At 71.9% G+C, this 19,419-nt stretch carries 20 protein-coding genes; 8 read left to right on the top strand and 12 right to left on the bottom strand.

Annotation, left to right across the window (positions count from 1 at the left end; translation table 11 throughout):
- Nucleotides 1-68 precede the first annotated feature (68 nt).
- Nucleotides 69-842 carry a helix-turn-helix domain-containing protein gene (locus ACIBK9_RS21900; protein ID WP_397160641.1) on the top strand — a complete coding sequence of 258 codons (774 nt, stop codon included), beginning with the start codon at nucleotides 69-71 and terminating at the stop codon, nucleotides 840-842.
- The gene (locus ACIBK9_RS21895; RefSeq protein ID WP_352352481.1) at nucleotides 833-1,072 is read left to right on the top strand and encodes a DUF397 domain-containing protein; all 240 of its coding nucleotides are present in this window, start codon (nucleotides 833-835) and stop codon (nucleotides 1,070-1,072) included. The genes ACIBK9_RS21900 and ACIBK9_RS21895 overlap by 10 nt, the downstream gene beginning before the upstream one ends.
- Nucleotides 1,073-1,092: 20 nt before the next feature.
- Here the strand turns inward: ACIBK9_RS21895 and ACIBK9_RS21890 are convergent, their stop codons facing one another.
- Nucleotides 1,093-1,662, bottom strand: a complete 570-nt coding sequence (locus ACIBK9_RS21890; protein WP_397160639.1) for a hypothetical protein — start codon at nucleotides 1,660-1,662, stop codon at nucleotides 1,093-1,095.
- A gap of 235 nt (nucleotides 1,663-1,897) precedes the next feature.
- Complete coding sequence (locus ACIBK9_RS21885; protein WP_397160637.1) at nucleotides 1,898-2,629, bottom strand: Mut7-C RNAse domain-containing protein; 732 nt, start codon at nucleotides 2,627-2,629, stop codon at nucleotides 1,898-1,900.
- Nucleotides 2,630-2,655: 26 nt separating this feature from the next.
- Between ACIBK9_RS21885 and ACIBK9_RS21880 the strand changes: the two genes are divergently transcribed.
- Entirely contained in the window at nucleotides 2,656-3,555 is a 900-nt protein-coding gene (locus ACIBK9_RS21880) for a TAXI family TRAP transporter solute-binding subunit (RefSeq protein WP_397160635.1), read from the top strand.
- Here the strand turns inward: ACIBK9_RS21880 and ACIBK9_RS21875 are convergent.
- The 6 genes from ACIBK9_RS21875 to ACIBK9_RS21850 form a co-directional block, all read right to left on the bottom strand.
- On the bottom strand, nucleotides 3,546-4,871 hold the full coding sequence (locus tag ACIBK9_RS21875; protein ID WP_397160633.1) for an ATP-binding protein: 1,326 nt from the start codon (nucleotides 4,869-4,871) through the stop codon (nucleotides 3,546-3,548). The two genes, ACIBK9_RS21880 and ACIBK9_RS21875, sit on opposite strands and share 10 nt — an antisense overlap.
- Nucleotides 4,868-5,533 carry a response regulator transcription factor gene (locus tag ACIBK9_RS21870; protein WP_358292061.1) on the bottom strand — a complete coding sequence of 222 codons (666 nt, stop codon included), beginning with the start codon at nucleotides 5,531-5,533 and terminating at the stop codon, nucleotides 4,868-4,870. The genes ACIBK9_RS21875 and ACIBK9_RS21870 overlap by 4 nt, the downstream gene beginning before the upstream one ends.
- A gap of 9 nt (nucleotides 5,534-5,542) precedes the next feature.
- Nucleotides 5,543-6,853 (bottom strand): MFS transporter, encoded by a 1,311-nt coding sequence (locus ACIBK9_RS21865; protein WP_364339604.1) that lies wholly within the window; start codon nucleotides 6,851-6,853, stop codon nucleotides 5,543-5,545.
- A gap of 108 nt (nucleotides 6,854-6,961) precedes the next feature.
- Nucleotides 6,962-9,061 (bottom strand): glycoside hydrolase family 6 protein, encoded by a 2,100-nt coding sequence (locus tag ACIBK9_RS21860; RefSeq protein ID WP_397160630.1) that lies wholly within the window; start codon nucleotides 9,059-9,061, stop codon nucleotides 6,962-6,964.
- Between the two features lie 26 nt (nucleotides 9,062-9,087).
- Complete coding sequence (locus ACIBK9_RS21855; protein WP_397160628.1) at nucleotides 9,088-10,062, bottom strand: GNAT family N-acetyltransferase; 975 nt, start codon at nucleotides 10,060-10,062, stop codon at nucleotides 9,088-9,090.
- Nucleotides 10,063-10,120: 58 nt separating this feature from the next.
- Complete coding sequence (locus tag ACIBK9_RS21850) at nucleotides 10,121-10,366, bottom strand: DUF2630 family protein (RefSeq protein ID WP_352327988.1); 246 nt, start codon at nucleotides 10,364-10,366, stop codon at nucleotides 10,121-10,123.
- A 38-nt stretch (nucleotides 10,367-10,404) separates the two neighbouring features.
- On the opposite strand from ACIBK9_RS21850, the gene ddaH reads away from it, so the two are divergent.
- Nucleotides 10,405-11,223, top strand: coding sequence for a dimethylargininase (gene ddaH / locus ACIBK9_RS21845; protein ID WP_397160626.1), 819 nt, complete (start codon nucleotides 10,405-10,407; stop codon nucleotides 11,221-11,223).
- A gap of 167 nt (nucleotides 11,224-11,390) precedes the next feature.
- On the top strand, nucleotides 11,391-13,097 hold the full coding sequence (gene leuA / locus ACIBK9_RS21840) for a 2-isopropylmalate synthase (protein ID WP_358292072.1): 1,707 nt from the start codon (nucleotides 11,391-11,393) through the stop codon (nucleotides 13,095-13,097).
- A gap of 67 nt (nucleotides 13,098-13,164) precedes the next feature.
- Here leuA and ACIBK9_RS21835 read toward each other — a convergent pair whose 3' ends face one another.
- Nucleotides 13,165-13,860, bottom strand: coding sequence for a TetR/AcrR family transcriptional regulator (locus tag ACIBK9_RS21835; protein ID WP_397160624.1), 696 nt, complete (start codon nucleotides 13,858-13,860; stop codon nucleotides 13,165-13,167).
- 116 nt (nucleotides 13,861-13,976) lie between these two features.
- Here ACIBK9_RS21835 and ACIBK9_RS21830 point away from each other — a divergent pair, with 116 nt between their 5' ends.
- The 3 genes from ACIBK9_RS21830 to ACIBK9_RS21820 are packed head-to-tail and all read left to right on the top strand — an operon-like array spanning nucleotide 13,977 to nucleotide 16,125.
- Nucleotides 13,977-14,330 (top strand): YrdB family protein, encoded by a 354-nt coding sequence (locus ACIBK9_RS21830; protein WP_387648780.1) that lies wholly within the window; start codon nucleotides 13,977-13,979, stop codon nucleotides 14,328-14,330.
- Nucleotides 14,331-14,332: 2 nt separating this feature from the next.
- Nucleotides 14,333-15,244: an NAD-dependent epimerase/dehydratase family protein gene (locus ACIBK9_RS21825; protein ID WP_397160622.1), complete on the top strand. Its 912-nt coding sequence runs from the start codon at nucleotides 14,333-14,335 to the stop codon at nucleotides 15,242-15,244.
- Complete coding sequence (locus tag ACIBK9_RS21820) at nucleotides 15,241-16,125, top strand: Gfo/Idh/MocA family oxidoreductase (protein ID WP_358292079.1); 885 nt, start codon at nucleotides 15,241-15,243, stop codon at nucleotides 16,123-16,125. The genes ACIBK9_RS21825 and ACIBK9_RS21820 overlap by 4 nt, the downstream gene beginning before the upstream one ends.
- Here ACIBK9_RS21820 and ACIBK9_RS21815 read toward each other — a convergent pair.
- The 3 genes from ACIBK9_RS21815 to ACIBK9_RS21805 form a co-directional block, all read right to left on the bottom strand.
- Nucleotides 16,109-16,933 carry a hypothetical protein gene (locus ACIBK9_RS21815; protein WP_358292081.1) on the bottom strand — a complete coding sequence of 275 codons (825 nt, stop codon included), beginning with the start codon at nucleotides 16,931-16,933 and terminating at the stop codon, nucleotides 16,109-16,111. The genes ACIBK9_RS21820 and ACIBK9_RS21815 overlap by 17 nt on opposite strands.
- 71 nt (nucleotides 16,934-17,004) lie before the next feature.
- Complete coding sequence (locus tag ACIBK9_RS21810) at nucleotides 17,005-18,009, bottom strand: acetamidase/formamidase family protein (protein ID WP_397160620.1); 1,005 nt, start codon at nucleotides 18,007-18,009, stop codon at nucleotides 17,005-17,007.
- Nucleotides 18,006-19,376, bottom strand: a complete 1,371-nt coding sequence (locus ACIBK9_RS21805) for an APC family permease (protein WP_397160618.1) — start codon at nucleotides 19,374-19,376, stop codon at nucleotides 18,006-18,008. The genes ACIBK9_RS21810 and ACIBK9_RS21805 overlap by 4 nt, the downstream gene beginning before the upstream one ends.
- Between the last annotated feature and the right edge of the window lie 43 nt (nucleotides 19,377-19,419).

The following is a 19,419-nucleotide window of genomic DNA, read 5'->3' as shown; positions in this document are numbered from 1 at the left end:
TCTGATTGCAAGGAGTGGACTTTGAAGTCCGTGCCGTTGGCGTTGAACCCGGGCGAGGGGAGGGCAGGGTGGCCGACTTCTACGCGCCTCAGGCGATATGGGGCAGAGAGTTGCGGCACTACCGGAAGGCGGCGGGCCTGACACAGGGGCAGCTCGCCGAGCGCATCCATTTCAGCGAGGGCCTGATCAGCGGCGTCGAGACCGGTCAGCTCCCGGCCAGCCCCGAGTTCGCCGAGGCCTGCGACAAGGCCCTCGGCACCGGCGGCGCCCTGCGCCGCCTGCTCGACTGGCGCAAGGGTCAGGTCTTCCCCTCCTGGTTCGGCAAGTGGCACGAGAAGGAGCAGGCGGCGCTCACCCTGCGCACCTACGAGCCGCTCCTGGTGCCCGGCCTCCTGCAGACCGAGCAGTACGCCCGCGCCCTGCTGCGCGGCAACGAGGCCGCGGTGGCCGCGCGCATGGAGAGGCAGGCGATCCTTGCCCGCGACGACCCTCCGTCGCTGCGCTGCGTCATCGACGAGGCGGTGCTGTTCCGGCCCATCGGCGGGCCGGAGCTGATGAAGGGTCAACTGCGGCGGCTGCTCGACGCGGTCACCCCGCGGCTCAGCATCCAGGTCCTCCCGCACGGGCTGCACTCCGGCTTGACGGGTGGCTTCGTGATCGCGACCCTGGACGGAGGCTCCGAGGTGTTGTACGCGGAAACCGCGGTGCGCGGCATCACGACGAGCGATCATGAGGACGTCTCGGCGGCCGTGGAGCGGTTCGAGGCCATCCGTACCGAGGCGTTGCCCTTGAGCATGTCCCTTGAAACGATAAAGAAAGCCATGGTGGAACGATGGACCTGAGCTGTGTCCAGTGGCAGAAGTCCAGTTTTTCCGGCGACAACGGCGGCAACTGCGTCGAGATCGCCGAGCTCAAGAACGTTCCTGGCGGCCCTGCGCACAAGGGCGGGCAGGCTGAGCTGGTCGTCGTGCGTGACTCCAAGGACCCCGACGGGCCCAAGCTGTTCTTCACGCCCGCCGAGTGGGACGCGTTCGTGGCGGGCGTGAAGGCGAGCGAGTTCGACCGCGCCTGACGGCGAGGTCACGGTGGGGTTCAGCAGGTGGCGGGGCCGGCGTCCCGCTGGACCTCTATGGAGGGCGTCTCGCCCACGTGCGGCGGCATCGCGGACGCGGACATCAGCGGATCGCCCGGGGTGCCGCCGACCTTCTCCAGGAAGTCGGCCCACTCGGTCGGCACGGTGAGCGCGGTGATCGCGTACCACTCCCCGGCCATCGCGGGGTCGCCGCCTTCGAGCGAGACGGGCACGTCCCACTGGCCGGAGGCCCGCACGGGGTCGACGCGGTAGAAGCGGGTGTGTCTGGTGCGCGGCGTGCCGGTCGTGCGGCGTACGCCGATCAGCAGGGTCGTGCCCTCGGGCAGCGTGGCGGTGCCTCTCACCAGCGGGCAGGGCGAGGCGGTGGCCCCGGGGCCGGTGACGGGCGCGGTGATGACGAGCCGGGGCGTCTCCCGCTCGCTCTGCGCCTGGCTGTACTTCACCACGACGCCGGGCAGGCCCACCAGCGTCGTGGCCATGCCGACAATGGCGGTGGCCCACTTCCTTCTGACGCTCCATACGCGTGGAGCGGGCCCGGCGCCGTGGCCGAGCTTTCGATTCTTGGCCATTTGCGGTATTTCCCCCGATCGTGCGCCGCGAGATGGATACGCGGAAACGCGACGTATCCGAATTTTTCCGGATAAACGTCGAATTGGAGTCTTTTGCTCAACGGGGTGGAAGGGTGTCAGTATGCACCCGATTTCGGGTGATGCCGTTTCCCCTGCTCATACCCTTGATCGTCCGCGTAACCCCCGGCCGAGGGCGTTTTTGAGATCAACTTGACGGTCGTTCTCAAAGCGCGAATCAGCGGCTATTGGCCCAAATGCGCGCCGATTGCACGATCTCCTCAAGGTTGCCGCTGTGCGCGCCCTGCCAGTAGACCTGTCCGCAGTCGCCGCACCGGCCGTAGGCGTCGTAGCTGCGCCGGGTGCCGGCCTCCAGCAGCGGCCCGACCTCCTCCTTCGTCACCGGCACGAGCACGCCGTTGCAGGCCGTGCAGCGCGTCCACGGAGCCAGCGGCGGCTCGAAGCGTTCGAGCACGTCGCGGAGCTGGTCGGCGGGGCGCGAGCCGTGGACGTAGGCGCCCAGCCACAGCGCGCGGCGGCGCAGCAGGCCGCGGTCCTGGGTGAGCAGCACCCGACGCTCCTCGTTGGCCTGGACCACCAGCGCCGGATCGTCCATGTCGTTGTGGTACGCGGTGTCCACGCCGAGCAGGCGCAACCGCCGGGCCAGCGTGCCGAGGTGCACGTCGAGCAGGAACCGCGGCCCGGCGGGCAGCGGCTGCGGCCGGGGCATCGGGTGCACCTCGACCGTCTCGCCCGGCGCGAGCAGGTGGGACGGGGCCACGCCGCGGCCTTCCGACAGCATCGGCCCCGCCTCGGTCAGCGGGATGCCGAGCGACTCCACGTGATGGCCGAGCGTCGAGGTGCCGTCGGTGGTCACCCGCTGCCACTCCCCGCGGCGGCTCACGGGCACGAACATCCTCAGCTCGGCGGCGATGCGCAGGCGTGCGTCCCGTTCGGTCACACTGTCCATTCTGCGTGACCGGATACCGTGACATCATGCCCATGTCCCGCCGAGCCTTCCTCGGGCTCGCCGCGCTCGCGGCCGGCTGCTCCACGGCCAGGCCCGCCGAGCTGCGGCTGGTCACCGGGCTGGCGGGCGGCCCGTACGGCGCGCTCGGGCAGCGGCTGGCGGGCGAGCTGCGGCACGACGGGCTGACCGTGCGGGTGGTGGAGACCGCGGCCAGCGTCCAGAACCTCACCATGATGGCCGGCGGCCGGGCCGACGTCGGGTTCGCGCTGGCAGACAGCGCCGACGACGCGGTCAGGGTGCGCCACCAGCCGGTCTCCGCGCTGGCCCGGATGTACATGAACTACGTGCATCTGGTCGTGCGCGAGGGCGCGCGCATCACCGGCGTCGGCGACCTGGCGGGGCGTCCGGTGTCGATCGGGGTCGAGGGGTCGGGCACGGCGGTGACCGCGACGCGCGTGTTGTCGGCCGCCGGGCTGCGCACGCCGCCGCAGATCACCAGGCTCGGCCTCGACGCCTCCGTCACCGAGCTGCGCGGCGGCCGCATCGAGGCGTTCTTCTGGTCGGGGGGCGTGCCGACGCCCGCGCTCGCCGCGCTCGACGACATCGCGCTGGTGCCGCTGGAGTCGCTGGTGCCGGTGCTGCGCCGCCGCTACGGGCCGGTCTACGAGCACGCCGCCGTGCCGGCCGGCGCGTACGGGCTGGCCAGGCAGGTGCCGACCGTGGGCACGCCGAGCTACCTGATGTGCCGTACGACGCTCCCCGACGACCTGGCCTTCACCGTCACCGAGACGCTCTTCCGCGCCCGCGACCGCCTCCAGGCCCCCTCGGCTCCCGGCGGCCGCCTCGACAGGCGTTACGCCATCGGCACCGGCGTCGTGCCCCTGCACCCGGGCGCGGCCCGCTACTACCGCTCGGTCTACGGCTGAGCCAGGGCCAGCTCGACCACCAGCCCGTGCGGCACGGCGGGCAGCAGCCGCAGGGTGGCCCCGCACGCCTTGGCCAGCTCGGCCGCGATGGCCAGGCCGAGCCCGCTGCCCGGGACGTTGGCGTGCGCCCCCGACCGCCAGAACCGCCCCAGCGCCTCGGCCCGCTCCGCCGCGCCCAGCCCCGGCCCGTCGTCGGCCACGCGCAGCGTCCCGCCGTCGAGCGTGACCGTCACCGTGCCGCCCTCGGGGACGAACTTCTGGGCGTTGTCCAGGGCGATGTCGGCGATCCTGGCCGCCGCCTCCGGCACCACCGCGCCCGCCGGGACGTCGGCCACCAGGCACACGCCCTTGGCCGCGTAGACCTCGCGCCACACCGCCAGCCGCTCGCCGAGCCCGGCCTCCTTGCCCGCCAGGCCCGCGCCCGCCTCGACCTTGGCCAGCACCAGCAGGTCCTCCACCAGCAACACCAGCCGGTCGAGCTCGGACATCGCCTCGGCGTACTCGGCCGTGCCCTCCTCGCGCAGGTGCGGCTCCAGGTTCTCCAGCCGCAGCCCGAGCACGGTGAGCGGGGTGCGCAGCTCGTGCGAGGCGTCGGCCACGAAGGCCCGCTGCCGTTCCATCGCCGCCGAGACCGCGTCGGCCATCGCGTTGAAGCGCTCCTCCAGCCGCCGCAGCTCCGACGGGCCCGCCCCGGGATGCGCCCGCGCGTCGAGCTGACCCTGCGCGATGGCCCGCGTGGTGCGGTCGAGCTCGGTCACCGGCCGCAGGATCCAGCGGGCCAGCCGCCGGGCCGCCAGCGCCGACCAGGCCAGCGCGACCAGCGCCCCCGCCGCCAGCGCGCCCCAAACCAGCGACACGTCCAGCCGGGCCTGCCCGGTCGGGGCCTCCAGCAGCACCACGCCGGACACCTGCGCGTCACGCCCGGCGGGCTCGGCCAGCAGCACCGTGGCCGGGCCGAACGGGCTGACCGTGGGCAGGTCCTCGGTCGTGCGGCCGGACAGCGCGAGCCGGGTCGCCTCCCGGTCGTCGGCCTCGAACCGGCCGGCCGAGACCAGGATCGAGCCGTCGCGGTCGCGCACCCGGACGGCCGCGCCGTAAAGGTCGGCGTAGCGGGACACCTCGGTGATCAGGCCCGTGCGGTCGTCGTCGCGGGCCGCGGCGTCGGCCAGCTCGGCGAAGCGGGTGGCGTCGGCGCGCCGGTCGAGCAGCAGGCGGTTGGTCCGGTGGGAGGCGTAGGCCAGGCCGAGCGGCACCGCCAGCGCCGCGATCAGGAAGACGATCAGCGTGGTGAACGTGACCACCAGCCGCGCGTTCATCCCGCCGGGCCCAGCCGGTAGCCGGTGCCGCGCAACGTCTCCACCAGCCCAGGACGCCCGGTCTTGGACCGCAGCCCCGCCACGTGCACGTCGAGCGACCGGGACGCCGACAGCAGCGGATCGCCCCAGACCTCGTCGAGGATCTCCTCCCGGCTGCGCACCACGCCCGGCTCGCGGGCCAGCAGCGCCAGCACGTCGAACTCGCGCCTGGTCAGCGCCACCGGCCGCCCGGCCACCGTGACCTGCCTGCACTCCAGGTCGATGCGCACGTCGCCGACGCACACCACATGGTCGCGCGCCGGCATCGGACGCGTGCCGCGCCGCAGCACCGCCTCCATGCGGGCCATCAGCTCGACCGTGCGGAACGGCTTGACCAGGTAGTCGTCGGCCCCCGAGCGCAAGCCGCGCAGCACCTCGCGCTCCTGCGTGCGGGCGGTGACCACGATGAGCGGCACCGCCGAGACGCGGCGCAGCCGGCGCAGCACGTCGAGCCCGTCCATGTCGGGCAGGCCCAGGTCGAGCAGGACGAAGTCGACGCCCCCCGCCAGGCGGAGGGCGTCGACGGCCAGGCCGGCGCGGGTGACCGAATGGCCGTGCCGGGCCAGCGCGGTGGTGAGCGCGGAGGCGAGACGATCGTCGTCCTCGACCAGGAGAACCCGCATGGTGCCAGGTTAGACGCGGGCGGTGACCGGATCCGACGGCTCGGCGCCCTCGCTGCGGGACAGCGCCGCGTCGCGGGTCTCGCGCATGGTCAGGTAGACGACCAGGGAGACGGCGGCGCAGGCGGAGACGTACCAGTAGAAGCCGGACTCGATGCCCTTGTCCTTGAACCACAGGGCGACGTACTCCGCGGTGCCGCCGAACAACGCGTTCGCGATCGCGTACGGCAGCGCCACCCCCAGCGCGCGCACGTGCGTCGGGAACAGCTCGGCCTTCACCACCGCGTTGATCGAGGTGTAGCCGGTCACGATCACCAGGCCGGCGAGCGACAGGACGAGCGCGCCCCCGAAGCCGCTCGCCCCGCCCAGCGCGGTCATCAGCGGCACCGTGCCCAGCATCGACCCGATCCCGAACGTGATCAGCAGCGGCCGGCGCCCGATGCGGTCCGACAGCGACCCGGCCAGCGGCTGCAGGCACATGAAGATGAACAACGCGCAGAAGCTGACCAGCGTGGCCGTCTCCTTCGGCAGGCCCGCGGTGTTCGACAGGTACTTGGTGAGGTACGTCGTGTAGGTGTAGTACGCGACCGTGCCGCCCATGGTCAGGGCGATGACCAGCAGCGCCTCCTTCTTGTGCGCCAGGAGCTGCCTGATCGTGCCCTTGTCCCGGCGCTCCTCTTCCTCCTCGCCGTACGCCTCGGTCTCCAGCAGGCTGCGGCGCAGGTAGAACACGACGGCGGCGGCCAGGGCCCCGACCACGAACGGCACCCGCCAGCCGTAGGAGTTCAGGGCCTCCTTCGACATCGTGTTCTGCAGGATGATCTGCAGGCCGAGGCCGACGAGCTGGCCGGCGGTCATGGAGACGTACTGGAAGCTGGAGGCGAAGCCGCGCCGGCCGCGCGGGGTGGCCTCCGTCAGGTACGTGGCGCTGGCGGCGTACTCGCCGCCCACCGACAGGCCCTGGAGCAGCCGCGCGACCACCAGGACCAGCGCGCCGGCGTAACCGACCGACTCGTACGTCGGCGCGATGGCGATCAGCAGCGCGCTGGCCGACATCAGCGTGACGGTGAGCGTGAGCGCCGCCTTGCGGCCCCGGCGGTCGGCGTACCGGCCGAGCAGCCAGCCGCCGAGCGGGCGCATGAAGAAGCCGACGGCGAAGATGGCCGCGGTGTTGAGCAGCTTGGCCGTGTCGTCCCCGTCAGGGAAGAACGAAGCGGCGAAGTACACGGCGAAGCTGCTGTAGACGAACCAGTCGTACCACTCGACCAGATTGCCGACGGAGCCGCCGATCACTGCCTTCCACGGCACGCGCGCTTTGTTCATGTAGGACCTCCTGGGGGGAGTGGATGCAGGCCAGAGCCTCTCCCCAGAAGGTTGTTCGGACAAGGTGCGGCGGCTCAGATCTAACGTGCGCTTAACATCGGGTTTTCCTCAGCGCAACGGGGGCCGGGCGTTCTTCGCGCGTTCGAGCGCCAGATCGGCCCACCACTCGCCGCTCTCCGGCGCCACCACGCCGCGTTCGGGGTCCTTGTCGCCGTTCGTGCCGCGCCGGCACCGTCCGCCCGAGCTGCCGGCCCGGGTGATCCACAGGTAGGCGTCCGCCAGCTCCTCGCCCGTGTCGGTCGTGGGCCGCTCGCCGACGCCCCGGCCCGGTGGATTGCACCAGGTCTGCGGGTCTTTGTACTTCTTCGTCGGCGACCACGAGCCCTGGCCGTTCCTGGCCGTGTCCACCACGAAGTGCGGCAGGTCGCCGCCTGGGTCGGCGTCCTTCGGGCAGGTGGCGCCGCCCGTCCTGCGCATGACGGCGATGCAGGCCGACAGCGACTTGCCGTACTCGACGGCCTTGGGGGTGGGCTGGAAGGAGGCGGTGTTGACGAAGAACCCGTCGGCCCGGTCGATCCCGGCGCCGATCAGGCGCTGGGCCATGACCTCGGTGCCGGGGTAGAGGTCCTGGCTGCCGTCGAGGTAGACGGCCGTGCCGGGGTGCCCGGTCTTGAGCGATCGCACGGCCTCGCGCAGGTCCCGGTAGCGCTGCTCGGCCGTGCCGGCCAGCGCGCAGTCCTTGGTGCCGGGCAGGTTGACCAGGCTGGACGGCTCCAGGATGATCACGGCCTTGCGGTCGCCGATCTGGCGGGCGACGCCCTTGACCCACTCCTGGTAGACCTGCATCCCGCCCGCGCCGACGGCGGCGCAGTCGCCGCCGCCCGGCATGTAGTTGACCAGGAAGACGGGCACGCCGCCCGCCTCCTGCGCGGCGGTCACGGCGGTCTCGACCGTGGCCCTGACCTCGGGCTGGTTCAGGCGGATGGCGTGCGGGACGGCGGCCAGCCGCTCCATGAGCGCGGCGTCGGCCGGACGGTCCTTCTGCCACACGGCGGCCTGGCGGGCGGCGGCCTTCTCCTTCTCGGACCAGAAGGTGACGCCGTTCTCGCGCAGCGGGTTGCGGGGCGTGGCGGTGGAGGCCGGTTCTGTGCCGGTGGCGGTGCGGGTGCTCGCGGGGGTGTCGCCGTGGGGCCACAGCAGGGCCGTGGTGACGCCGGCGGCCGCCACCACGACCGCCGCGGCCGCGGCCAGCAGCCTCATGCGCCGCTTCCCCGCCGCCGTCGCGTCCGTCCCTTCGAGAGGAGAAGGGGGGACGGTGCCCGGCGTCCCGGCGGTGGAAGGTGGAGGGGGGACGGCGGGCGGCGGCCCGGCGGTGGGGGAGGGGGGTGGGGTGGGGAGGGCGGCGGAGGGGGTGGCGGTGCTGAGGGCGTCCATCAGGTCCTGGGCCGTGGGGCGGGCGGCCGGGCTCTTGGCCAGCGACGCGGTCACCAGGTCGAGCAGCGGCCCCGACAACCCCCGCAGCTCGGGAGCCTCGTTGACGATGCGTAACAGGATCGTCGGCACCGACCCCGACCCGAACGGCGGCAGCCCCCCGGCGGCGAAGGCGACCGTGCAGCCCCACGAGAAGATGTCCGAGGCCGGCCCGACCCGCGACCCCGCCACCTGCTCGGGCGACATGTACGACGGCGTCCCCACGATCGCGCTGCTCATCTCCGACTCCGCCAGCCGCGCGATGCCGAAGTCGATGACCTTGGGCCCCACCTGGGACAGCAGCACGTTCGACGGCTTGAGGTCACGGTGCACGACCCCGGCTCCGTGGATGGCCCGCAACGCCATCGCCATGGCCGCGGCCAGCCCGTCGAGCGCGGAGCCCTTCAGCGGCCCGGAGTCGCGCACCGCGTCGTCCAGGCTGGGCCCCTCGACGTACTCGGTGACCAGGTACGCCACGTCCGCGTGCACGTCGGCGTCGAGCACCGGGGCGGTGCAGAAGCGGGCGACCCGCCGGGCCGCGGCCACCTCGCGGGCGAACCTGCGCCGGAAGTCGGGGTCGGCGTCCATCCTGGCGTGGATGAGCTTGACGGCCACCCGGGTGCCGCCGGGCTCCTCGCCCAGGTAGACGACGCCCATGCCGCCCTCGCCCAGCCGGCCCAGGAGGGCGTAGCGCCCCACCTGCCGCGGATCCGCGTCCCTCAGCGCCTCCAACGTCATGACGTGTCAGGTTAGCCGGGGAAAGGTCAGACCGTCAGCCGCCACTCGTCCCACTCGTCGAGCAGCTCGAACCCCATGGCCTCGTTGATGGCCAGCATGTGGGCGTTGGACGTGGCGTTCCAGGTGATGATCCGCTCCAGGTGGGGCTCGCGCTCGCGCAGCCACAGCAGGTTGGACAGCTTGAGCAGCAGGCCCAGCCGATGGCCGCGGTGCTCGCGCAGGACGGTGGTGTCGGCCTGGTGGCCCCAGCCGTCGGAGCGGTCGGCGGTGAGGTAGATCCGCGTGTAGCCGGCGGGCGCGCCGTCGGACTCGCGCCTGGCGATCATCGTGTAACAGGTCTCGCCGCCGAGCGTGACGCGCTCCTCGCGCAGGCGCAGGCGGTCGAGGTTGAAGGTCATGTCCTCGACGTCGGCGTCGCGCGGGGCGTCGTTCATGCCGCTCATCAGCGTGGCGAGGTCGGCCAGCAGCTCAGGACCGGCCGGGCCGGCGAACCGCTCGACGCGGTAGCCCGGCACCTCGGGCAGCATGCCGCGCAGCGCGGCCCAGTCGGCCGTGCGCAGGTCGAGCGTGCGGCGGGCCTCCTGGAGCGCGACCGTCATCCCGTGGGCGCGGGCGAAGCGGGCGCCGACGCCGGTGGTGGGCGTCTCGGTGAGCAGCAGGGTGCGGCCGTGGGCGCGCATCCGGCCGAGGGCGTGCTCGAACAGCTCGCTCCCGAGGCCGCGGCCGCGCAGCTCGGGCCGGACCACGAGCGGGAACAGCCAGCCCATGTGCCGGTTGTCGGACTGGGGCAGCGCCAGGCTGTAGCCGCCGGCGACCTTGCCGCCGTCGGTCAGGACCCAGGACTCGACCCGGTCGCCGGGAGGGCCGAGGAGGGCGATGACGGACAGGCGGGTGAGCGACAACTTGGGGCCGGGCTCGTGCGCGTGGGCGGCCAGGTAGGCGTCGTGCAGGCCCGTCATCAGCTCGCCCGGCCGGTCGAAGTCGATTGGCTGGATGTGCATCCGTCCAGCCAATCGCATCGGCGCCGCCTCCGGCCAGCCGTTTTACCGCCGGTGGGCCCTACTGCCGGTAGTTCTCCACCTCGCCGGCCGGGCGGACGGCCGCGCCGTCGGGGTCCTCGCCCGCGCCGCGCCTGGCCCGGCGCTGCCGGAGCAGGTCCCAGCACTGGTCGAGCGCCACCTCCAGCTGCTTGACCCGCGCGTGCTCCTCGTCGGAGGTGACCTCGCCCGCCGACAGCCTGCCGCGCAGCTCGTGCTCCTCGGCGACCAGAGCGCTGATCCTGGTGAGAATCTCGTCGTCCCGCATGCCCAAGACTCTAACGACTGCGTGATAGAACACGCCCTATGTCTGGTATCGCGCTGGTAAGGAAGCCCGGACCCCGGATCGCCGAGGGCATCGTCACGCACATCGAGCGTGCGCCCGTGGACCACGAACGCGCACGTCACCAGCACGACGCCTACGTCGCGGCGCTGGCCGCGGCCGGATGGCGGCCGGTCTACGCCGAGGACGCCGACCACCTGCCCGACGCGCCCTTCGTGGAGGACGCCGTGGTGGTGTCGGGGCGGCTGGCCGTGCTCACCCGGCCGGGCGCGCCGGAGCGGCGTCCGGAGGTGGAGTCCGTGGAACGGGCCGTACGGGAGCTCGGCCTGAAGGCGGTCCGGATCGCCCGCCCCGGCACCCTGGACGGCGGCGACGTGCTCCAGGTCGGCCCCACCGTGTACGTCGGCAGGTCGGCCCGCACCGACGACGAGGGCGTCAGCCAGCTCGCCGCCCTGCTGCCCGAGCGGCGGGTCGTGCCCGTGGGCCTGCGCGGCGTGCTGCACCTGAAGTCGGCGGTGACCGCCCTGCCCGACGGGACGCTCATCGGCGATCCCGGTCGCGTCGAGCTGCCCGGCCTGCTCGAACCGCCGGAGGAGCCGGGCGCGCACGTGGTGCCGCTGGGCGGCGACCGGGTGCTGCTGGCCGCCTCCGCCCCGAGGACCGCGGCGATGCTGGAGCGGCGCGGGCTCGTCGTGACGAGGGTGGACATCTCGGAGTTCGAGCGGCTGGAGGGCTGCGTCACCTGCCTGAGCGTGCTCATCCCGGACCAACAGTGGCGCGCGCCGGAATTTCGCGGCCCTGACCTGGTGTTTCACCATCGGTGGACCGATCGGCTCTCATGATGTGAGATCAAGGGCAGCGAATCCCGAGACGTCTGGTAGCGTGCTTGGCATGCTGCGCGGGCTGCTTCTTAGCTGCCGCGGCGAGGGCCTGTAAGGCCGGCTCCCTCGTCGCGGAGCCAGTCATGCGCGTCGGCCGCTTTCGACTCGACCGACGAGGAGCAGCAGACATGAACGCCCAGCAGCCCAGTCCCATGCCGGCCCATCGTTATCAGCCGTTCGAACCGATCCGGCTGACCGATCGCACCTGGCCCGACCAGGTCATCACCAAGGCGCCCCGGTGGTGCGCGGTCGACCTGCGCGACGGCAACCAGGCCCTGATCGACCCGATGGACTCCCATCGCAAGCTCCAGATGTTCGAGCTGCTGGTACGCATGGGCTACAAGGAGATCGAGGTCGGCTTCCCGGCCGCCTCCCAGACCGACTTCGACTTCGTCCGGCAGATCATCGACGAGGGCCGCATCCCCGACGACGTCGTCATCCAGGTGCTGACCCAGGCCAGGCCCGAGCTGATCGAGCGCACCTTCGAGGCGATCGAGGGCGCCAAGCAGGCCATCGTCCACCTGTACAACTCGACCTCCACCCTCCAGCGCCGCGTCGTGTTCGGCCAGGACAAGGAGGGCATCACCGCCATCGCCGTCGAGGGCGCCAAGCTGGTCAGGAAGCTGGCCGAGGCCACCGACGTCGACGTCTTCTACCAGTACTCGCCCGAGTCGTTCACCGGCACCGAGCTGGAGTACGCCGTCGAGGTGTGCGACGCCGTCAACGAGGTGTGGCAGCCCACCCCCGACCGCAAGGTCATCATCAACCTGCCCGCCACGGTCGAGATGGCCACGCCCAACGTCTACGCCGACCAGATCGAGTGGATGCACCGCAACCTGCGGCACCGCGACTCGATCGTGCTGTCGCTGCACCCGCACAACGACCGGGGCAGCGCCGTGGCCGCCGCCGAGCTGGGCTACATGGCCGGCGCCGACCGCATCGAGGGCTGCCTGTTCGGCAACGGCGAGCGCACCGGCAACGTGTGCCTGGTCACCCTGGGCATGAACCTGTTCTCGCAGGGCGTCGACCCCGAGATCGACTTCAGTGACATCGACGAGATCCGCCGCGTCACCGAGTACTGCAACCAGCTGCCCGTGCACCCGCGCCACCCGTGGGGCGGCGAGCTGGTCTACACCGCCTTCTCCGGCTCCCACCAGGACGCCATCAAGAAGGGCTTCGAGCACCTGGAGCGCGACGCCGCGGCGGCCGGCACGCCGGTGGCCGAGTTCACCTGGGCGGTGCCCTACCTGCCGATCGACCCCAAGGACATCGGCCGCACCTACGAGGCCGTCATCCGGGTCAACAGCCAGTCGGGCAAGGGCGGCGTGGCCTACATCATGAAGGCCGACCACCAGCTCGACCTGCCGCGCCGGCTGCAGATCGAGTTCTCCAAGGTCGTGCAGGCCCGCACCGACGAAGGCGGCGGCGAGATCAGCCCCACCGCCATGTACGAGATCTTCCGCGACGAATACCTGCCCAACCCCGCCAACCGCTGGGGCCGGCTGAGCCTCATGGCCCACCGCCACGAGTCGACCGTCGACGACAAAGATCGCATCGGCGCCGACGTGCGTCTCGACGGTGAGATCCGGGAGATCGCGGGCGTGGGCAACGGCCCGATCTCGGCCTTCATCGACGCCATCGCCGGCGTCGGCATCAAGGTGCGGGTCCTCGACTACGTCGAGCACGCGATGAGCGCCGGCAGCGACGCCAAGGCCGCCTCCTACCTGGAGTGCGAGGTCGACGGGCAGGTGCTGTGGGGCGTGGGCATCGACGCCAACACCACCACGGCCTCGCTCAAGGCCATCATCTCGGCGGTCAACCGCGCCACGCGCTGACGTTCTCGCGAAAGGGGCAGGAGTGCACGTTCACTCCTGCCCCTTTCGCCGTGCCGGGACGTTCCGGTCACGCGGCGAGGCCGAGCGCCGCGGCGGCCAGCCGCAGCGCGTGGTCGAAGGCCGCCCGCCGGCTGTCGATCGTGTTGTTGAACTGGCCGAACACCTCGAAGTTGACCCAGCCGTAGAGCGTCGACCAGGACGCCATCGCCCGCCACACCACGTCGTCGGGCACGCCGGGCATCAGGGCGCGGATGTTCTCGGCGTCCGCGGCCACCTCGGCGGGCGGCTCGGGGGCGGCCGGCGGGTGCAGCCCGCCCGCGTTCCAGGCGTCGGTGACGATCGCGCCGAGCACGGTGACGTCGCGCAGCCGGGCCGCGACGGTGTCCTGCGGCGCCTGGTAGCCGGGCACGGGCGAGCCGTAGAGCAGGGCGTACTCGTGGGGGTGGGTTACCGCCCAGTCGCGGACGGCATGGCCGGCGGCCAGCCAGCGGCCGAGGTGGGCCGTGCGCGGGCAGGCGGCCTCGGCCTGCTCGACGGCCTGGCCCAGCGCGTTGTAGCCGTCGATGATCAGGGCGGTCAGCAGGTCGTCGCGGCTCGGGAAGTAGCGGTAGATGGCCGAGGAGACCATGCCCATCTCCCGCGCCACGGCCCGCAGCGACAGGCCGCCCGCGCCGTCGGTGGCCAGTTGGCGGCGGGCGATGTCGGTGATCTCCCTGGTGAGCTCGGCTCTCACGCGCTCTCGCGCGGTACGGCTGGCTGTCATGCACAGCAGGTTATCAGAGCACTGGCAAAAAACGAGAGCACCGCTCTTGACGAGTGCCGCTCTTTTGAGAGAGCATTGCTCTCGTAAGCGAACAGCGCACCCCCCAGGAGATCCCCATGCTCGCCCTCGCCAAGAACGCCAACGCCGCGCTGATGTTCTTCCTGGAGCTCGGCGTGCTGGGCGCGGTGGCCTACTGGGGCTTCACGCTCAGCCCCAACTGGGCGATCAAGCTCCTGGCCGGGCTGGGCGGCCCGGCGCTGTTCATCGCCGTGTGGGCGCTGTTCGGCGCGGGAGGCGGCGCGAACGCCACGATCCCGCTCACCGGGCTGGCCCGCGTCGCGCTGGAGATCGTCTGGTTCGGCGGCGGCGCGCTCGCGCTCTACGCCGCCGGCCGGGTCACCCCGGCGATCGTCTTCGCCGCCGTCTTCGTCGTCAACGCGCTGCTGCGCGTCATCTGGAAGCAGGTCTGATCATGGGTAAGCACGTCGTCGTGGGGTCCGGCCAGGTCGGCACGCACCTGGCCGCCAAGCTCGCCGCGCAGGGGCACGAGGTCGTCGTCGTGACCCGGTCGGGCCGCGGGCCGGAGGGCACGGTCAGGGTGGCCGCCGACGTGGCCGACCAGGCCCGGCTGTCCGAGCTGGCCAAGGGGGCCGACGTCCTGTACAACTGCGTCAACCCGGCCTACCACCGGTGGCTGACCGACTGGCCGCCGATGGCCGCCTCGTTCCTGGCCGCCGCGGAGTCGAGCGGCGCCGTCCTGGCCATCCTGGGCAACCTCTACCCGTACGGGCCCGTCTCCGGCCCGATGACCGAGGACCTGCCGCTGGCCTCCACCACCCCCAAGGCCCGGGTGCGGGCCAAGATCTGGCACGACGCGCTGGCCGCCCACCGCGAAGGGCGGATCAGGGTGACCGAGGTGCGCGGCTCGGACTTCTTCGGCCCCGGCGCCACCGACCAGTCCCACCTGGGCACCCGCTTCATCCCCCCGCTCAGGGCCGGCCGGACGATCCGGCTCGTCTTCCCCGCCGACGTCCCGCACAGCTGGACCTACCTGCCGGACGTGGCCGACGCCCTGATCGTCGCCGGCGCCGACGAGCGGGCGTGGGGCCGCCCCTGGCACGTGCCCACCAACGATCCGATGACCTTCCGCGAGGTCGGCGCCCGGATGGCCGCCCTGCTGGACCTGCCGGCGCCCACGATGACCACGCTGCCGTGGCCGCTGCTGCGGGTGTCCGGGCTGTTCTCGCCCATGATCGGCGAGCTGCGGCACGTGCGCTACCAGTTCACCGCGCCCTACGTGCTCGACTCCTCGGCGTTTCAGCAGGTCTTCGGCGTCGCGCCTACGCCGGTGGAGGCCGCGCTGAAGGCTACGCTCGACGGATGAAGATAGCCATGATCGGCCTGGGCGACATCGCGGAGAAGGCGTACCTGCCCGTGCTCGCCGCCCAGTCCCTCGACCTCCACCTGTGCACCCGCAACACCGCGCGGCTCGACCGGCTCGGTGACGCCTACCGCGTCGCCGACCGGTCCACCAGTGTCGACGAGGTGATCAAGGCGGGGGTCGACGCCGCGTTCGTGCACGCCGCGACCGAGGCGCACCCGGAGATCGTCGAGCCGCTGCTCAGCGCCGGGATCCACGTCTACGTCGACAAGCCGATCGCCTACAGCCTGGCCGAGTCCGAGCGCCTGGTGCGCCTGGCCGAGTCCGAGGGCAGGTCGCTGATGGTCGGCTTCAACCGCCGCCACGCCCCCGGCTACGCGGGGCTCATGGCCCTTCCCCGTCATCTCGTGCTGCTGGAGAAGAACCGCGACAACTACCCCGACGCGCCCCGGCGGGCCATCTTCGAGGACTTCATCCACGTCGTGGACACGCTCAGGTTCCTCGCCCCCGGCCCGGTCACCGAGACCAGGATCCGCACCCGCGTCCGCCGCGACCTGCTCGAACACATCGTCCTTGAGCTGTCGGGCGCGGGGTTCACCGCGATCGGCGTCATGAACCGGGTCAGCGGCGCCGCCGAGGAGACCTGCGAGGTCATGGGCGACGGCATCAAGCGGCGGGTGGTCAACCTCGGCGACGTCCTCGACTACGAGGGCGGCGAGACGCTCACCAGGCGGCCCGACTGGGTGCCGGTCGCCCGGCAGCGCGGCATCGAGCAGATCTGCCAGGAGTTCCTGCTCGCGGTCCGCGAGGGCCGGGTGATCAGCGCCGAGGACGCCCTGATCACCCATGCCATCTGCGAAGAGGCCGTCAGCCTGGCTTCCTGACCCGCATCGACTCGTCGGCCCTGGCGAACATGCGGTCGAACGTCGTCCCGCCCAGCCGGGCGAGCACTGTGTAGCCGTCGGTGTCGCTCAGCGGGCTGGAGGAGGAGACCACGCCCGCCACCGAGTCGCCGTACAGCACCGGGCCGCCGCTCCCTCCGGCGGCGGCATGGCAGTTGCGGGTGACCATCAGCCCGGGGCCCACCGTCGAGCCCTCGACCGCGTCGCCCAGGCAGCGGTACATCTGCGTGCCCGGGTAGCGCTTGCCCGCCGGGTAGCCGAGCAGTTCGAGCCCGCGCAGCCCGGCGCCGCGGCTCGTGCGCAGGGGCGGCAGGCCCTGGCCGACCACGTCCTCCAGCGGGCGCCTGCCCTTGACGACCCCGACCAGGCCGACGTCGTACGGCAGCACGTCGGGGGAGTCGGGGTTCGCCCGCCAGCGGTCCGGCGCCCACGTGCGCACCGCGGACCAGACGCCGTGCCGCGGGTTGCCCCTGTCGAACCCGGGCATGAAGACCAGCCGCTTGAGCGGCCGGCCGTCGTGGTAGAGGCAGTGCGCGGCCGTCAGCACCAGGCTGCGGCTGCGCGAGCCGATGATCGCGCCGCCGCACCACACGTCGGTGCGGGTGACGGGGTCATGGCCGAGCAGCACCCCGGTCAGCCGCCGCGCCCCCGTGTAGGGGCGCGGGACCGGCGCGTAGCCCAGGCGGTCGCCGTCCGGGGTCAGCACCTGGGGGACGGGGACGCTGCGCTGCGCGACATCGGTGACGCCAGCCGGATCGAGCAGGACCAGAGACAGTACCAACCTGAGCACTTTCCCACTCTACGGGGAAGATGATCAATGCCCTGACCTGCGACACCAAGGTTTACCTAAGTGGGGGATTGTCATGCGTCGTACTGGGCGCCCAGGGCGCGCAGGCGGGCGTGGGCGTCCTCGTACACCGAGGGGGCGCCCAGGTAGGTCTTGGGCAGCTTGGCGACCATGGTGTAGTTGGTGTCGCACACGTTCCCGACCGGCGCCTGGCCGGCCTGGCTGACGAGCTGGTACGCGTCCAGCGTGTCGAGCCCGGTCAGCTCCGACGTCCAGGTCACCAGGTCGTGCTGGCTGATGCGGTAGGCGTCCTCCAGGGGCCTGGCCGAGCCGGTGGACATCAGGTGCAGGTCGTCCTCCAGCCGGGGCCACGGCGTGGCCACGCTCTTGATCAGCTCGACCGCGACCACCGTGTTCATGGCCGACTCGACGGCCGTGCCGCAGACCTCGCCGTGCCCCTGCAGGCCGTGGCCGTCGCCGATCGAGAACATGCCGCCCTCGACGTTGACGCCCAGGTAGACGGTGACGCCGGCGCGCAGCTCCGGGGTGTCCATGTTGCCGCCGTGCGCGTCGGGGGTGATGGTCATGCGGGCCTCGTTCGCGCCCGGGGCCACGCCCACCGTGCCGTGCATCGGGTCGAGCGGCAGCGCGACGCTGAAGTCGCTGTTGCGCGCGTGGTAGACGGCCACGCCCTTGTCCACGTCGATGTCGTAGCGCCAGACCCGCTCCTCCAGCGGCGGCTGGAGCGTCGCCGTGGTGTGGGTGCCGGTCAGCGCGCCGAAGTGCGGGAACGTGGTGGAGACCGCCCAGTCGCGGGCCGGGGTGATCCTGACGAAGTGCAGCGCCAGCGTGTCGCCCGGCTCGGCCCCCTCCACGTGGAAGGGGCCGGTGACGGGGTTCAGGTACGGGAACTCGCAGACCCGCGACGGCAGGTCCGCCACGGTCCGCACCCGGCCGCCGAAGCAGTCCTCGGTGTACAGCTCCAGCACCGTGCCGGGCCGCACCCTGCCCAGGGCGGCACGGCCGCCGAAGGTGTAGCTGAGCTCCTCCGGCGTGGGGTGGTAGGAGACGACGTTCACTTGACCTCCGAGGGAAGAACGGGCCTGCGGCCGACGAGATAGCTGACACCCAGGATGACCAGCCCGACCGCCAGCCAGATCAGGCCGACCGTCTGGGTCACCAGCTTGGTGTTGTACACCACGCCGGCCAGGACGAGGAAGCCGATCGCCGGCGCGACCACGTGCGCCCACACGTTCCCGCTGCGCCTGCGGAACCAGTGGTGGACGACGACGGCCACGTGCAGGATCAGGAAGGCGGTCATCGCGCCGAAGTTCACGAGCTGGCTGAGCAGCGGGATGCCGTAGTTCTCCAGGCTGCTCATGTAGAGGCCGATGCCCAGCGACAACACGGCGACGGCCAGCGTGGCGTTCACCGGCACCTTGTGCTTGGGGTGGACCTTGGCCAGGAACGAGGGGAGCATGCGGTCGCGGGCCATCGCGAACAGCAGCCGCGAGGTGGCCGCCTGGGCGACCAGCGAGTTGGCGAAGCCCCAGGCGATCGCGGTGGCGACGGCGGTCAGCACGCTCAGCCAGTGGCCGCCGGCGAACTCCGCCATGCGGTAGAAGGCGTCACCGTTCTCGTCGCCCTTGGCGATCAGCTGCGCGCGGTCCGGCATGAGCAGCGCCGCGACCCACGTCTGCGCCACGAACAGCACCGCGGCCAGTCCGAGCGCCGCCACCATCGAACGGCCGAGCCGCCTGCCGTCCTCCTTGTTCTCCTCGGCCAGCGTGGAGATGCCGTCGAAGCCGAGGAAGGACAGCACCGCCGTGGCCGCCGCGCCGAACACCAGCGTCCAGGTGAACGTCGAGGGCTCGAAGATCGGCGTGAACGCGCCCGCCTGGGCCTTGCCCTGCGCCAGGGCGATGCCGCCGACCACCAGGAAGATCGCCAGCACGGCCAGCTCGGCGACCAGCATCACCCGCGTGATGCGCGCGGTCATCTGGATGCCCATGTAGTTGACGGCCGTGTTGAGCAGCACGAAGATGACCAGCCAGCCCCAGACCGGGATGCCGGGCACGAACGAGTTCATGGCCAGGCTGGCGATGAGGTAGAGCAGCGACGGCACCAGGATGTAGTCGAGCAGGATCGCCCATCCGGCGATGAAGCCGACCGGCGCCGAGATGCCGCGCCCGGCGTAGGTGTAGACGGAGCCCGCCATGGGGAACGCCTGGGCCATCTGCGAGTACGACAGCGCCGTGAACGCCATGGCGACCAGGCCGATGATGTAGGCCAGCGCGACCATGCCGCCGGACGACTGGAACACGCCGCCGAAGATGCCGAACGGTGCGATCGGCACCATGAAGATCAGGCCATAGATCATCAGGTCGGCGAAGCCCAGAGAGCGTTTGAGCTCTTGGCGGTAGCCGAACTGCTCAACGGTGCTCATGTTGCGCGGCTCCTTGTTGAGGTTGGGGGGCGTTTCGCACCTT

The sequence above is a fragment of the Nonomuraea sp. NPDC050227 genome (genome assembly GCF_044459705.1).
In the GTDB taxonomy this organism is placed as follows: domain Bacteria; phylum Actinomycetota; class Actinomycetes; order Streptosporangiales; family Streptosporangiaceae; genus Nonomuraea.
The sequence above is the reverse complement of the archived record's forward strand: the minus strand, read 5'-3'. Positions and strand labels throughout refer to the sequence as shown.